The organism is Cupriavidus pauculus, from assembly GCF_003854935.1.
Taxonomy (GTDB): Bacteria; Pseudomonadota; Gammaproteobacteria; order Burkholderiales; family Burkholderiaceae; genus Cupriavidus; species Cupriavidus pauculus_C.
This window is the reverse complement of sequence record NZ_CP033969.1, coordinates 2,525,730-2,538,764: the sequence shown is the minus strand read 5'-3', so window position 1 is coordinate 2,538,764 and position 13,035 is coordinate 2,525,730. Positions and strand designations below refer to the sequence as shown.

The 13,035-nt window shown below is 66.3% G+C and carries 13 protein-coding genes; 4 read left to right on the top strand and 9 right to left on the bottom strand.

Translation table 11 applies throughout. From position 1 onward, the window contains the following. Positions 1 to 45 precede the first annotated feature (45 nt). The 3 genes from guaA to guaB form a co-directional block, all read right to left on the bottom strand. Positions 46 to 1,665: a glutamine-hydrolyzing GMP synthase gene (guaA, locus tag EHF44_RS13285; protein ID WP_124684173.1), complete on the bottom strand. Its 1,620-nt coding sequence runs from the start codon at positions 1,663 to 1,665 to the stop codon at positions 46 to 48. Beyond that, positions 1,640 to 2,317: a hypothetical protein gene (locus EHF44_RS13280; RefSeq protein WP_124684172.1), complete on the bottom strand. Its 678-nt coding sequence runs from the start codon at positions 2,315 to 2,317 to the stop codon at positions 1,640 to 1,642. Before EHF44_RS13280 ends, guaA begins: the two co-directional genes overlap by 26 nt. 81 nt (positions 2,318 to 2,398) lie before the next feature. Further along, positions 2,399 to 3,862, bottom strand: coding sequence for an IMP dehydrogenase (guaB, locus tag EHF44_RS13275; RefSeq protein WP_124684171.1), 1,464 nt, complete (start codon positions 3,860 to 3,862; stop codon positions 2,399 to 2,401). Between the two features lie 113 nt (positions 3,863 to 3,975). On the opposite strand from guaB, the gene EHF44_RS13270 reads away from it, so the two are divergent. Further along, positions 3,976 to 4,938 carry a DMT family transporter gene (locus EHF44_RS13270; RefSeq protein WP_124684170.1) on the top strand — a complete coding sequence of 321 codons (963 nt, stop codon included), beginning with the start codon at positions 3,976 to 3,978 and terminating at the stop codon, positions 4,936 to 4,938. A 106-nt stretch (positions 4,939 to 5,044) separates the two neighbouring features. Then, on the top strand, positions 5,045 to 5,593 hold the full coding sequence (locus tag EHF44_RS13265; RefSeq protein WP_124684169.1) for a DUF4124 domain-containing protein: 549 nt from the start codon (positions 5,045 to 5,047) through the stop codon (positions 5,591 to 5,593). A gap of 45 nt (positions 5,594 to 5,638) precedes the next feature. Here EHF44_RS13265 and EHF44_RS13260 read toward each other — a convergent pair whose 3' ends face one another. Then, the gene (locus EHF44_RS13260; protein ID WP_124684168.1) at positions 5,639 to 5,998 is read right to left on the bottom strand and encodes an RnfH family protein; all 360 of its coding nucleotides are present in this window, start codon (positions 5,996 to 5,998) and stop codon (positions 5,639 to 5,641) included. Further along, positions 5,982 to 6,422 (bottom strand): type II toxin-antitoxin system RatA family toxin, encoded by a 441-nt coding sequence (locus EHF44_RS13255; RefSeq protein WP_124684167.1) that lies wholly within the window; start codon positions 6,420 to 6,422, stop codon positions 5,982 to 5,984. Before EHF44_RS13255 ends, EHF44_RS13260 begins: the two co-directional genes overlap by 17 nt. Positions 6,423 to 6,606: 184 nt before the next feature. Between EHF44_RS13255 and smpB the strand changes: the two genes are divergently transcribed. Beyond that, positions 6,607 to 7,059, top strand: coding sequence for an SsrA-binding protein SmpB (gene smpB, locus EHF44_RS13250; protein WP_124684166.1), 453 nt, complete (start codon positions 6,607 to 6,609; stop codon positions 7,057 to 7,059). A 53-nt stretch (positions 7,060 to 7,112) separates the two neighbouring features. Here the strand turns inward: smpB and EHF44_RS13245 are convergent, their stop codons facing one another. The 3 genes from EHF44_RS13245 to ppsA all read right to left on the bottom strand — a co-directional run bounded on the left by EHF44_RS13245 (position 7,113) and on the right by ppsA (position 11,066). After that, positions 7,113 to 8,051 (bottom strand): SPFH domain-containing protein, encoded by a 939-nt coding sequence (locus EHF44_RS13245; RefSeq protein WP_124684165.1) that lies wholly within the window; start codon positions 8,049 to 8,051, stop codon positions 7,113 to 7,115. A 52-nt stretch (positions 8,052 to 8,103) separates the two neighbouring features. Continuing rightward, positions 8,104 to 8,529, bottom strand: a complete 426-nt coding sequence (locus EHF44_RS13240; RefSeq protein ID WP_124684164.1) for an NfeD family protein — start codon at positions 8,527 to 8,529, stop codon at positions 8,104 to 8,106. Between the two features lie 152 nt (positions 8,530 to 8,681). Beyond that, positions 8,682 to 11,066 carry a phosphoenolpyruvate synthase gene (ppsA, locus tag EHF44_RS13235; protein ID WP_124684163.1) on the bottom strand — a complete coding sequence of 795 codons (2,385 nt, stop codon included), beginning with the start codon at positions 11,064 to 11,066 and terminating at the stop codon, positions 8,682 to 8,684. 258 nt (positions 11,067 to 11,324) lie between these two features. Here ppsA and ppsR point away from each other — a divergent pair, with 258 nt between their 5' ends. Beyond that, complete coding sequence (gene ppsR, locus EHF44_RS13230) at positions 11,325 to 12,242, top strand: posphoenolpyruvate synthetase regulatory kinase/phosphorylase PpsR (protein WP_124684162.1); 918 nt, start codon at positions 11,325 to 11,327, stop codon at positions 12,240 to 12,242. Here the strand turns inward: ppsR and EHF44_RS13225 are convergent. Further along, entirely contained in the window at positions 12,236 to 13,021 is a 786-nt protein-coding gene (locus tag EHF44_RS13225; protein ID WP_124684161.1) for a TrmH family RNA methyltransferase, read from the bottom strand. The genes ppsR and EHF44_RS13225 overlap by 7 nt on opposite strands. Positions 13,022 to 13,035: the final 14 nt, after the last annotated feature.

Genomic DNA, 13,035 nt, shown 5'->3' with positions numbered 1-13,035 from the left:
CGGTTCAGGCGCGGATGGCCGCGCCCGGAGGGGTCATCGGGGAGATCACTCCCATTCGATCGTCGCCGGCGGCTTGCCCGAGACGTCGTAGACCACGCGGTTCAGGCCGCGCACTTCATTGATGATGCGGTTCGAGCAGCGGCCCAGCAGCGCGTACGGCAGGTGCGCCCAGTGAGCGGTCATGAAGTCCGTGGTCTGCACCGCGCGCAGCGCCACCACGTAGTCGTACGTGCGGCCATCGCCCATCACGCCGACCGACTTGACCGGCAGGAATACCGCGAACGCCTGGCTGGTCAGGTCGTACCAGCTCTTGCCGACGTGGTGCGGCTCGCACAGGCCCGCGGCGGCGTCCTGCTCGGTGGCCACGGTCTTGCGCAGTTCCTCGATGAAGATGGCGTCCGCACGACGCAGCAGGTCGGCGTAGTCGCGCTTGACCTCGCCCAGGATCCGCACGCCCAGGCCCGGGCCCGGGAACGGGTGGCGATAGACCATCTCGGGCGGCAGGCCCAGTGCCACGCCCAGTTCGCGCACTTCGTCCTTGAACAGGTCGCGCAGCGGCTCCAGCAGCTTCAGGCCCAGCGTCTCCGGCAGGCCGCCCACGTTGTGGTGGCTCTTGATCGTGGTCGCCTTCTTGGTCTTGGTGCCGCCCGATTCCACCACGTCCGGGTAGATCGTGCCCTGCGCCAGCCACTTGGCATTGCTGAGCTTTCGGGCCTCGGCCTGGAACACTTCGACGAACTCGCGGCCGATGATCTTGCGCTTCTGCTCGGGGTCGGTCACGCCGGCCAGGTGGCCCAGGAACTGCTCGGACGCGTCGATGTGGACGACCTTCGCGTGCAGGCGGCCCGCGAACATCTCCATCACCATCTTGCCTTCGTCCTGGCGCAGCAGGCCGTGGTCGACAAACACGCAGGTGAGCTGGTCGCCGATGGCGCGGTGGATCAGCGCGGCCGCCACCGACGAATCGACGCCGCCGGACAGGCCCAGAATCACCTCCTCGTCGCCCACCTGCTCGCGGATCTTCTGCACTGCTTCGGCGATGTGGTCGCGCATCACCCAGTCCGCGCGCGTGCCGCAGATCTGCAGGACAAAGCGCTCCAGCATCTCGCGGCCCTTGGCCGTGTGCGTGACTTCGGGGTGGAACTGCACGCCGTAGTAGCCGCGCGCCTCGTCGGCCATGCCAGCGATCGGGCAGCTCGGCGTGGACGCCATCAGCTTGAAGCCGTCCGGCAGCGCGGTGACCTTGTCGCCGTGGCTCATCCAGACCTTGAGCATGCCGTGGCCTTCCGGCGTGGCGAAGTCCTCGATGTCCTTGAGCAGGTTCGTGTGGCCGTGGGCGCGCACCTCGGCGTAGCCGAATTCGCGCGAATCGCTCCACTCCACCTTGCCGCCCAGTTGCACGGCCATGGTCTGCATGCCGTAGCAGATGCCCAGCACGGGCACGCCCAGGTCCCACACGGCCTGCGGCGCGCGCAACTGGTGGTCCTCGTAGGTGCTGGCGTGGCTGCCGGACAGGATGATGCCCTTCGGCGCGAAGTCGCGGACGAACTCGTCGGTGACGTCGTTCGGATGGATCTCGCAGTAGACGTGCGCTTCGCGCACGCGGCGGGCGATGAGCTGCGTGACTTGCGAACCGAAATCAAGAATGAGGATTTTGTCGTGCATGATGGGCATTGGGCAGTGCGTCCGGATCGGGTTCGGGCATCACCTCGGTGCCCGGGCCATAGCCCGGGGGCGGCGTGATGACCGGCTCGCGCCGGTATTCGGGGGATGCGGGGGACTTCGTGGCCGGGTGTACCGGGCGGCCGACGCCGCTGTCGGCAACGTCGGTCACGTCGCTTACGTCAGTTACGGGATTCGGATAGTAGACACCGGTCTCGCGCCCGGCGCGGTCAGCCTTTGCCTGGTCAGCTAGCGCGCGTTCGCGCAGCCGCACCTTCTTGGCCGACGGCAACTGGACAATCGCGAAGAACATCAGCATGGCCGCCAGCGTCAGCAGCCAGACCTTGCCGGCCGGCTGCACGGGCATGTCCAGGAACAGCGTCCAGGCGGCGACCAGCAAGGCGCTGGCCAGGTTGACGAGGCCGGCGACGCGCGCCACGGGCACCGTCATCTGCCCATTGAACGTGGCGGAGAACAGCAGCCAGGACATGCCGAGCGTGACCACGCCCAGCAACTGGCCGAACAGGGCCGGCTCGGGCACCGGCAGCTGCAGCGCGGCGTACAGCGTGGTGAACGGCGACATCACGAGCAGCAGGCCAAGCAGCAGATCGAGCAAGGCATCGAAGAACAGCACGGCTCGCAGCAAAACCTTCATGGGCGCTCCTTGTTACGACGCGGCCGCGCCGCCCCGTCACGAAACGGAACCGGCGCGGCCGTGGTACCGACCATGTCGCAATCAGTCGATATGGTAGTTCGGGGCTTCCTTGGTGATCTGCACGTCGTGGACATGCGATTCGCGCATGCCCGCAGCGGTGATCTGGACGAACTCGGCGGTCTCGTGCCATTGCGGGATCGAGCTCGCGCCGCAGTAGCCCATCGACGCGCGGATGCCACCGGTCAACTGGTGGATGATCGCCTGCACCGGGCCCTTGTAAGCCACGCGGCCCTCGATGCCTTCCGGCACGAGCTTGTCGACGTTGGCGGTGTTGTCTTCCTGGAAGTAGCGGTCGGCCGCGCCATCTTTCATCGCTCCGACCGAACCCATGCCGCGGTAGCTCTTGAACGAGCGGCCCTGGAACAGGAACACCTCGCCGGGCGCTTCCTCGGTGCCCGAGAACATGCCGCCCATCATCACGGTGTGCGCGCCGGCCGCCAGGGCCTTGGCCACGTCGCCCGAGTAGCGGATGCCGCCATCGGCGATCAGCGGCACGCCGGTGCCGTTCAGCGCCTCGGCCACGTTCGACACGGCGGTGATCTGCGGCACGCCCACGCCGGCCACGATCCGCGTGGTGCAGATCGAACCGGGGCCGATGCCCACCTTGACGCCGTCGGCGCCGTGCTCGACCAGCGCCAGCGCGGCCGCGCCGGTGGCGATGTTGCCGCCGATCACGTCCACCTGCGGGAAGTTCTGCTTGACCCAGCGCACGCGGTCCAGCACGCCCTGGCTGTGGCCGTGCGCCGTGTCGACGACGATCACGTCCACGCCGGCCTTGACCAGCAGTTCCACGCGCTCGTCATTATCCGGACCCACACCGACCGCGGCGCCTACGCGCAGTTGGCCGTGGGCGTCCTTGCTGGCCAGCGGGTTGTCCACGGCCTTCTGGATGTCCTTGACGGTGATCAGGCCGCGCAGCTCGAACGCGCTGTTGACCACCAGCACACGCTCCAGGCGATGGCGGTTCATCAGGCGCTTGGCTTCGTCCAGCGGCGCGCCTTCGGCCACGGTCACCAGCTTGTCGCGCGGAGTCATCTTGGCGCGCACCGGTGCGTCGAGTTCTTCCTCGAAACGCAGGTCGCGGTTGGTGATGATGCCGACTACGGTCTTGCCTTCCAGCACCGGAAAACCCGAAATGCCATGCTGCTGCGACAGCGCGATCACATCGCGGACCTTCATGTCCGGCGAAATGGTGATCGGATCACGCAGCACGCCCGACTCGTAGCGCTTCACGCGCGCCACTTCGCGGGCCTGGTCGGCAGGCTTCAGGTTCTTGTGGACGATACCGATACCGCCGGCCTGTGCCATGGCGATGGCTAGGCGGGCTTCCGTCACCGTGTCCATGGCGGCGGACAGCAGCGGGATATTCAGGTCGATCGAACGGGTCAGCTTGGTGCGGAGGGAAACATCCCGGGGCAGGACGGCCGAATAGGCCGGGACGAGCAGCACGTCATCGAATGTGAGTGCTTTCTGGACAAGACGCATAGCGAATCCTCTAGGCGCAAAAGCAGATTATACAGGAATGCAGGATTTGCTGATGCCTTCTCGCATCCGGTTTGCTATTCTCGGCCTCCTTTTCGGGCAAGGCTCTGGAGACCATGGGAATCGGCGTGTTGTGCGGCCTGCTGGCGGGCGCGTTCTGGGGCATGGTCTTCATCGCACCCAAGCTGCTGCCGGCGTTTTCGCCGTGGGAACTGGCGCTCGGGCGCTACCTGGCGTACGGGCTGGTGGCGCTGGTCGCGTCGGTGCCGCTGATGCGGCGGATCGCGCGCAAGCTCACGCGCGGCGATTGCGTGGCGCTGCTGCGCCAGGCGTTCACGGGCAACCTGCTCTACTACGTGTTCCTGGCGTTCGGCGTGCAACTGGCCGGCGTGGGGCCGACGTCGCTGATCATCGGCATCCTGCCGATCTCGGTCACGCTGATGGGGCGCCGCGACCACGGCGCCGTGCCGCTGGCCCGGCTGGCGCTGCCACTGCTGGTGGTGGCGGCCGGCATCGCGTGCATCAACGTCGACCTGTTCGGCGGCGGCGGTGCCGCGCATGGCGCCGCCGCGGCGGACGGCGCGGTGCGCACGGTCTGGCAGAAGATCGTCGGCGTGCTCTGCGCGGCCGGCGCGCTGGTGAGCTGGACGCTCTACGCGGTGGACAACGCGCGCTACCTGCAGCGCCATCCGCACTTCAGCGGCAACGAGTGGTCGGCTCTGTACGGGCTGTCGACCGGACTGGTATCGCTGGTGCTGGCGGGGGCCGGCTGGCTGGCGGTCGGCGACGCGCTGTCGGCGCCCGGCAGCGGCCGCGACTGGCAATGGTTCTGGACGGTCAACGCGGCCGTGGCGCTCGGCGCGTCGCTTATTGGCAACAACCTCTGGAACATTTCCAGCCGCCGGCTGCCGCTGACGCTGTCGGGCCAGATGATCGTTTTCGAGACGCTGTTCGCGCTGGCATATGGCTTTGTGTTCGACCACCGCTGGCCCCGGCCGCTCGAAATCGCCGCAATTGTGTTGCTGATGGCCGGCGTGGCATGGTCCGTCCGCTTGCACGCGGCGGACAAGTCTCAGTAGACTAGCGGGCAATGCCGCAGGGGTCACTCCGAAAGTCAACCCCACTGGCGTCTGATGCTGGATGTCCCTGCGCTCCGACCTGCCCGACTCTGCCCACGCCATCGCCATGAAACGATCGTCCGCGCCGTACCTGCTGCTGGCCGCCAGCCTGGCCCTTCCCGGCACCGCCTTCTCGCAATGGCAATGGAAGGACGCCAACGGGCGCACGGTCTACAGCGATGTCGCCCCGCCGCCTTCTGTGCCGGAGCGCGCCATCCTGGCCGCGCCGGGGCGCGCGGTGGGCACCTATCGGCCGGTGGAAGCCGAGCCGGCCCGGGTTGCCGATGCCAAGGGCGAGGCCAAGGCCGGCGGGCCGCGCATGCAGACGGTGAGCGCCAAGGCCAAGACCGACAAGCCCACCGACGCCGACGAGGCGTTCCGCGAGCGGCGCGATGCACGGCTGAAGGCCGATGTGGAGGCCGCCACGAAGGAGCGGGAGCAACTGGCCCGCGACGAGCGGTGCCAGCAGATGCGCAACTACGCCACGGGCCTGAGCGCCGGCGTGCGCGTGTCGCGGTCGGGCGCCGATGGCGCGCCGGTGCGGCTCAATGACGACGAACGCGCCGCCGAACTGGCCCGGACCAACGATTCGATCAACCAGCACTGCACGAGCTGATCCGCTGAGCGGCTGAGCCGCTCATCCGATGGCCGGGCGGGGCCGTCAGGCGCCCTGCCCGCCGCCGCCGCGCAGCCATTTCTGGCCCTCGCGCTCGCCGGAGGCCCGGGTCTTCTGCACGCGCTTGCGGCGCGCCGTCTTCGGGTCGGCAGTCAGGGCGCGGTACACCTCCACCCGGTCGCCCTCCCGCACCACCGTATCGAGCGTCTTGAGCTTGCCGTAGATACCCACGCGCAGCGTGGTCGGATCGACCTCGCGGTGCGCCTCGGTCAGTCCGCTGGCCTGGATGGCGCCCAGCAGCGTGGTGCCGGCCGGTACGTCCAGCGACTTCAGGAACACGGCGTCGGGCCGCGCGTAGCAGACGGCCACATGCACCGTGCCGGGCGCGTCAGGGCTTGCTGGCATAGACCACCTCGGCCCGTTTCACGAAGGCATCGACGAACGTGTTGGCAATCACGCTGAACGCCGGGCCGATGATCTTTTCCAGCAGCACGCTGGAAAACTCATAGTGCAGGTGGAATTCGATCTTGCAGGCATCGGCGCGCAGCGGGGTGAACCGCCAGGACCCGTTGAAGGTCTTGAACGGTCCGTCCGCGAACGTCATATCGATGCGTGTGGGGCGTTCCTGGGTGTTGCGGGTGCGGAAATACTGCTTGATGCCGCTGAAATGGATATGGATCTTGGCATCGAGCAGGGTTTCGGTCTGCTCGAAGACCTCCACGCCGCCGCACCATGGCAGGAACTTGGGATAGTCCTCCACGCGCGTGACCAGGTCGTACATCTGTTCGGCCGAAAAACCGAGCAGTACGGATTTATGGACGTCTGCCATGTAGTCGGGTTGCGGTGGCCCCGGGGCTGGGCCGGGCCGGAGCGGTTTGCTAAAATCGTGATTTTAGCCGACAGCCGCCAACCCGGCACGCTGCCGCACCCCGGCGCCGCCACTTGCCGCGCCGCAGCGCAACCGCCGCCCTGCCCGGCGGCGCCTAACCTTACGCTAGGAAACCACCTCCCGCATGACGATCGCTGACAACAAGAAGGCCTTTTTCGACTACTTCATCGAAGAGCGCTACGAGGCCGGGATCGTGCTGGAAGGCTGGGAGGTCAAGGCCATCCGGGCCAACCGCGTGCAGATCAAGGAAGGCTACGTGGTGGTGCGCGACGCCGAGATGTTCCTGATCGGCGCCCATATCAGCCCGCTGCAGAGCGCGTCCACCCACGTCAAGCCAGACCCCGTGCGCACGCGCAAGCTGCTGCTCAAGGCCGACGAGATCAAGAAGCTGATTGGCAAGGTCGAACAGCGCGGCTACACGCTGGTGCCGCTGAACCTGCATTACACGCGCGGCCGCGTCAAATGCGAGATCGGCCTGGCCAAGGGCAAGAAGCAGTTCGACAAGCGCGAGACCGAGAAGAATCGCGACTGGCAGCGCGAAAAAGCCCGCCTGATGAAAAGCGACGGCAAGGAATGACAAAACGGAGGCTTCGGCCTCCGTTTTTCTTGGGCACTCCCGCAAGGCCGCGCTCAGAGCACGCGGTCCACCTTCTGACCCTTCACGATCTGCAGCGCGGTGGCGATCATCGAACTCATGTCGCCCAGGTTGCCCGGCACGATCAGCGTGTTGCCCTGCTTGGCCAGGTTGGCAAACGCCGCCACGTATTCCTCGGCCACCTTGAGGTTGACCGCTTCCGCCCCGCCCTCGCCGCGAATCGCATGGCCGATCTTCTCGATTGCCTGCGCGTTCGCGTCGGCCACGGCCAGGATGGCGGCCGCCTCGCCCTGGGCGGTGTTGATGGCCGCCTGCTTCTCGCCCTCGGACTTCTGGATGGCGGCCTCCCGGGCGCCCGACGCCAGGTTGATCTGCTCCTGCCGCTTGCCTTCGGACGCCGCGATCAGCGCCCGCTTCTCGCGCTCGGCCGTGATCTGCGCCTGCATCGCGTGCAGGATTTCCTTCGGCGGCGTCAGGTCCTTGATCTCGTAGCGCAGCACCTTGACGCCCCAGTTGGCCGCGGCCTCGTCCAGCGCGTTGACCACGCTATGGTTGATGTACTCGCGCTCCTCGAACGTCTTGTCCAGCTCCAGCTTGCCGATCACCGACCGCAGCGTGGTCTGCGACAACTGCGTGATGGCCACCACGAAATTGCTCGACCCGTACGACGCCTTCATCGGATCGGTCACCTGGAAGTACAGCACGCCGTCCACCTGAAGCTGCGTGTTGTCCTTGGTGATACAGACCTGGCTCGGCACGTCGAGCGGGATTTCCTTGAGCACGTGCTTGTAGGCCACGCGGTCGATGAACGGCACGACGATCGACAGGCCGGGCGTCAGCGTGGCGTGGTAGCGGCCCAGCCGTTCGAGCACCCAGGCGTGCTGCTGCGGCACGATCTTGATGGCCTTCGCGATCAGAACGATCGCGGCGATGAGCAGGATCAGCGGAAACAAACCGAGCTGATAGGCGAGCATGTACGACTCCCGTCAAAGGTCATGGAAAAGCAAAGGGAAAACGTGGGCCGGGCTAACGCGGCGACACGATCAGCGTGGCGCCCCGGACCTCGACGATTCGGTAGCGGCCGGGCGCGGGTTCGTTGCCCGGCGCCAGCTCGACCGTCCAGTCCGCGCCCCGGTACGGCACGCGGGCGCGCCGCGAGGCATCCCAGGCAGGCACTTCCAGCTCCTGCCCGATATCGAGGATCACGTCGGGGTCGGTCGCGGCGTCCTTGCGGCGCAGCCTGCCGTAGCGCGTGCGCCGGAGCGCTGCGATGGCGACGATCGCCACCAGCGCGGCCGTCACGGTCTGCATGGGCACTTCCGCGCCAAACAGGGCGGCCAGGCCGCCGGCCACCACGCCACAGGCCACCATCAGCAGGTAGAACGTGCCGGTGGCCATCTCGGCAATCACCAGCACCACGGCCGCGGCAAACCAAAAAAAGTACGACGTCATCCCGATCCCCAAAAACAAAACCCCCGCCAAACGCCTGAGGCGCCTGCGGGGGCAGTTGGAACACCTGGCCGCAGGGCCGGTGTCACACGGCGCGCCAGCCATTGAGGCCGGGCACCGCTTGTATGGACGTCGCTATTGTGACGCGAAATGCCTTAGGAAGCCAGTTGTTGCCAGGTTTCCACGACAGAATCAGGATTCAGCGAGATCGACTTGATGCCTTCCTTCGCCAGCCATGCCGCGAAATCCGGATGATCCGAAGGACCCTGGCCGCAGATGCCGACGTACTTGTCCAGGCGCAGCGCCGTGGAGATGGCACGCTGCAGCATGAAGCGCACGGCCGGGTCGCGCTCGTCGAAGTCCTTGGCCAGCAGTTCCATGCCCGAGTCGCGGTCCAGGCCCAGCGTGAGCTGCGTCAGGTCGTTCGAGCCGATCGAGAAACCGTCGAAGAACTGCAGGAATTCCTCGGCCAGGATGGCGTTGGAAGGCACTTCGCACATCATGATGATGCGCAGGCCGTTCTCGCCGCGCTTCAGGCCGTGCTTGGCCAGCAGTTCGATCACACGCTCGGCCTGGCCCAGCGTGCGCACGAACGGCACCATGATCTCGACGTTGGTCAGGCCCATTTCGTCGCGCACGCGCTTCATGGCCTTGCATTCCATCTCGAACGCCTCGGCAAAGTCGTCGGCGATGTAGCGCGACGCGCCGCGGAAGCCCAGCATCGGGTTTTCCTCGTCCGGCTCGTAGCGCGAACCGCCGATCAGCTTCTTGTACTCGTTCGACTTGAAGTCCGACAGGCGCACGATCACGGGCTTCGGGTAGAACGCCGCGCCGATCGTGGCGATGCCCTCGGCCAGCTTGTCGACGTAGAACGCGCGCGGGCTGGCGTGGCCACGGGCCACCGATTCCACGGCCTTCTTCAGGTCGGAGTCGACCTGCGGGTAGTCCAGGATCGCCTTCGGGTGGACGCCGATGTTGTTGTTGATGATGAATTCCAGGCGGGCCAGGCCGACGCCGTGGTTCGGGATCTGCGCGAAGTCGAACGCGAGCTGCGGGTTGCCCACGTTCATCATGATCTTGGTCTCGATCTCGGGCATCTCGCCGCGCGTGACCTCGGTGACTTCCGTCTCCAGCAGGCCGTCGTAGATGCGGCCTTCGTCGCCCTCGGCGCACGACACCGTCACCAGCGTGCCGTCCTTCAGCACGTCGGTGGCGTCGCCGCAGCCGACCACGGCCGGCACGCCCAGTTCACGCGCGATGATCGCCGCGTGGCAGGTACGGCCGCCACGGTTGGTGACGATGGCCGCGGCGCGCTTCATCACCGGTTCCCAGTTCGGGTCGGTCATGTCGGCCACCAGCACGTCGCCCGGCTGCACGCGTTCCATTTCCGACGGATCGTTGATCACGCGGACCGGGCCCGTGCCGATCTTCTGGCCAATGGCGCGGCCGCTGGTCAGCACGGCCGAGGTGCCCTTGAGCTTGAAGCGCTGCTCGGCCTTGCCGGCCGACTGGCTCTTCACGGTCTCCGGGCGAGCCTGGAGGATGTAGATCTTGCCGTCCTTGCCGTCCTTGCCCCACTCGATGTCCATCGGGCGGCCATAGTGCTTCTCGATGATCATCGCGTAGCGCGCCAGCTCGCTGACATCCTCGTCGGTGATCGAGTAGCGGTTGCGCAGCTCGGGCGGAACGTCCACGGTCTTGACGCGGCCGGCTTCGCCCGGCTTCGTGAATTCCATCTTGATCAGCTTCGAGCCGATCGAACGGCGGATGACCGGGTACTTGCCGGCTTCCAGCGTCGGCTTGAAGACGTAGAACTCGTCCGGGTTCACGGCGCCCTGCACCACCGTCTCGCCCAGGCCGTAGCTCGACGTGATGAAGACCACGTCCGGGAAGCCCGATTCCGTATCAATCGTGAACATCACGCCCGACGCGGCCAGGTCCGAACGGACCATGCGCTGCACGCCGGCCGACAGCGCCACCACGTCGTGCGCAAAGCCCTTGTGCACGCGGTACGAGATCGCGCGGTCGTTGTAGAGCGACGCGAAGACGTGCTTGATCTTGTCGAGGATATCGTCGATGCCGCTGACGTTGAGGTACGACTCCTGCTGGCCGGCGAACGAGGCGTCGGGCAGGTCTTCGGCCGTGGCCGACGAGCGCACCGCGAACGATGCCTCGGCGCCTTCGCGGGCGGAGACACGGGCGTAGTGGTCGCGGATTTCGGCTTCCAGGCGGGGCTGGAACGGGGCGGTGGCCACCCAGTTGCGGATCTCGGCGCCGGCTTCGGCCAGGGCCTTGACGTCGTCGACGTTGAGCGTCTTCAGGCGCTCGGAGATCCGGGCGGTCAGGTTGTTGTGTTCGAGGAAGTCGCGGAACGCGAGGGCCGTGGTGGCAAAGCCGCCCGGCACGCGCACGCCGGCGCCGGCCAGTTGCGAGATCATCTCGCCAAGCGACGAATTCTTGCCGCCGACGGTCTCCACGTCCTGCATGCGCAGTTCTTCGAACGGCAGCACGTAGGCGCCGTTATCTACCTGGTTGGTCATAAAAGCCTCAAAACAAAGTAAGAAATCTTTTGCACCGACCGGCATCTTCTTGGTGTTCTGGCCCCGGCGGATCGCTTGGCTGAGCAATTCCGACTGCGATTCGGCATTTGCCGATGCTGCACCGCACATTGTCGACAATCCGACCCCGAATCGTTGTCTGGCCGGCGTTGGCGGAATTGCTTAGCCAAAAGATCGCCGCTATTCTACCGTGCCGCACCGCACTTTCGCTCAGCGGCTGCTCCATTTTATCGTTCAGATATGTCCCTGCCCGACGCGCCAGACGCCTCGCAACCGGCGCCGGCCACGCCTTCCCAGCCTGCTCCGTCACCCGCCGCCAACCCGGTGGCCGCGGATCGCCCCGCCGTCCGCACGGTCTTTATCGTCTCGGACGGCACCGGCATCACGGCCGAGACGTTCAGCCATTCGATTCTGGCCCAGTTCGAGATGCGCTTCCGCAAGGTGCGGATGCCGTTCGTCGATACGCCGGACAAGGCGCACGTGGCCGTCAGCAAGATCAACGAAGCGTTCTACAACGAGGGCGTGCCGCCCATCGTGTTCACCACGCTGGTCAATCCGGAGTCGAACAAGGCGATTCGCCGCGCCAAGGCGATGATTCTGGATATGTTTCAGACTTTCATCGAGCCGCTGGAGAAAGAACTTGGCCTGAAATCGACGCATGCGATTGGCCGCTTCCACCAGAACGCCGACACCGAAGCGTACAAGAACCGGATCGAGGCGATCAATTTCTCGCTGGCCCATGATGACGGTCAGTCACATAAGAACCTGGAAGAAGCCGATGTGATCCTGGTGGGCGTGTCGCGCAGCGGCAAGACTCCGACCAGCCTCTATCTGGCCATGCAGTACGGGCTCAAGGCGGCCAACTATCCGCTGATTCCGGACGATTTCGAGCGGGGCCGGCTGCCCACGGCGCTCTATGCGTTCAAGCAGAAGATTTTCGGGTTGTCGATCGACCCGCAGCGGCTGACCGAGATCCGCAACGAGCGGCGGCCGGGCAGCAAGTATGCCGCCATCGAGAACTGCCGCTACGAGGTCAACGAAGCCGAGGCGATGATGCGCCGCGAGGGCATCAAGTGGCTGTCGTCGACCCACAAGTCGATCGAGGAGATCGCGACGACGATCCTTCAGGAAATCAAGGTCGACCGGGACAACTACTGACCCGACCGCCGCTGCCGCACCGCCTCGAACATGCAGACGGCGGTGGCGGCGGCCACGTTCAGCGACTCCAGGCCGCCCGGCTGCGGGATGCCGACCGTGCGCGCCACGCGCGCCATCCATTCGGGCCCGACGCCCGCCCCTTCGTTCCCCACCACCCAGCCCACCGGCTGCCGCAGATCGGTATCGAACACGGCCGCATCGGCGTGCGAGGACGTGGCCAGCAGCGGCACCGCCAGGCGCGGCGCCAGCATGTCCATCGTGCAGTGTTCGACGATGTTCAGGTGGAAGTTCGCGCCCATGCCCGCCCGCAGCGTCTTGACCGACCACGCGAACGCGCAGCCCGTGGTCAGGAACGCATGCGGAATGCCGGCCGCTGCCGCGCTGCGCAGGATCGAGCCGACGTTGCCGGCGTCCTGCACGCCGTCCAGGATCACGCAGTCGGTGTCGATCGTGGCCGGCAGGTGGCCGCAAGGGGTGTCGATGACGAACAGCAGGTCCACGCCATTGGCCACGTTGCTGATCTGGCTGAACAGCGCGTCCGCCAGCACGACCACGCGCTCGGACTCCACCTGGTCGCGCAGCGCCAGGACTTCGGGATGGTCGTAATGGCGCTCGCCCACCACGCACGACGCGGGCTGGCCCAGCGCGGCAAGATAGGCTTGCGCCAGGTGCACGCCATCGAGCACGGACTGGCCCGCCTTGCGGCGCTGATGGGTCGAGCCCGTCAGGGCCTTCAAATGCTTGAACAGCGCGTTGTCGCGCGAAGTGACGTGCTTCAAGGCGTGGTCATCGT

Bases quoted from the DNA above. Each gene is read 5' to 3' on its own strand.
- guaA (WP_124684173.1), bottom strand. From the start codon at position 1,665: ATGCACGACAAAATCCTCATTCTTGATTTCGGTTCGCAAGTCACGCAG.
- ppsA (WP_124684163.1), bottom strand. From the start codon at position 11,066: ATGACCAACCAGGTAGATAACGGCGCCTACGTGCTGCCGTTCGAAGAA.
- EHF44_RS13280 (WP_124684172.1), bottom strand. From the start codon at position 2,317: ATGAAGGTTTTGCTGCGAGCCGTGCTGTTCTTCGATGCCTTGCTCGAT.
- EHF44_RS13245 (WP_124684165.1), bottom strand. From the start codon at position 8,051: ATGCTCGCCTATCAGCTCGGTTTGTTTCCGCTGATCCTGCTCATCGCC.
- smpB (WP_124684166.1), top strand. From the start codon at position 6,607: ATGACGATCGCTGACAACAAGAAGGCCTTTTTCGACTACTTCATCGAA.
- EHF44_RS13270 (WP_124684170.1), top strand. From the start codon at position 3,976: ATGGGAATCGGCGTGTTGTGCGGCCTGCTGGCGGGCGCGTTCTGGGGC.
- guaB (WP_124684171.1), bottom strand. From the start codon at position 3,862: ATGCGTCTTGTCCAGAAAGCACTCACATTCGATGACGTGCTGCTCGTC.
- EHF44_RS13265 (WP_124684169.1), top strand. From the start codon at position 5,045: ATGAAACGATCGTCCGCGCCGTACCTGCTGCTGGCCGCCAGCCTGGCC.
- EHF44_RS13260 (WP_124684168.1), bottom strand. From the start codon at position 5,998: ATGCCAGCAAGCCCTGACGCGCCCGGCACGGTGCATGTGGCCGTCTGC.
- EHF44_RS13240 (WP_124684164.1), bottom strand. From the start codon at position 8,529: ATGACGTCGTACTTTTTTTGGTTTGCCGCGGCCGTGGTGCTGGTGATT.
- ppsR (WP_124684162.1), top strand. From the start codon at position 11,325: ATGTCCCTGCCCGACGCGCCAGACGCCTCGCAACCGGCGCCGGCCACG.
- EHF44_RS13255 (WP_124684167.1), bottom strand. From the start codon at position 6,422: ATGGCAGACGTCCATAAATCCGTACTGCTCGGTTTTTCGGCCGAACAG.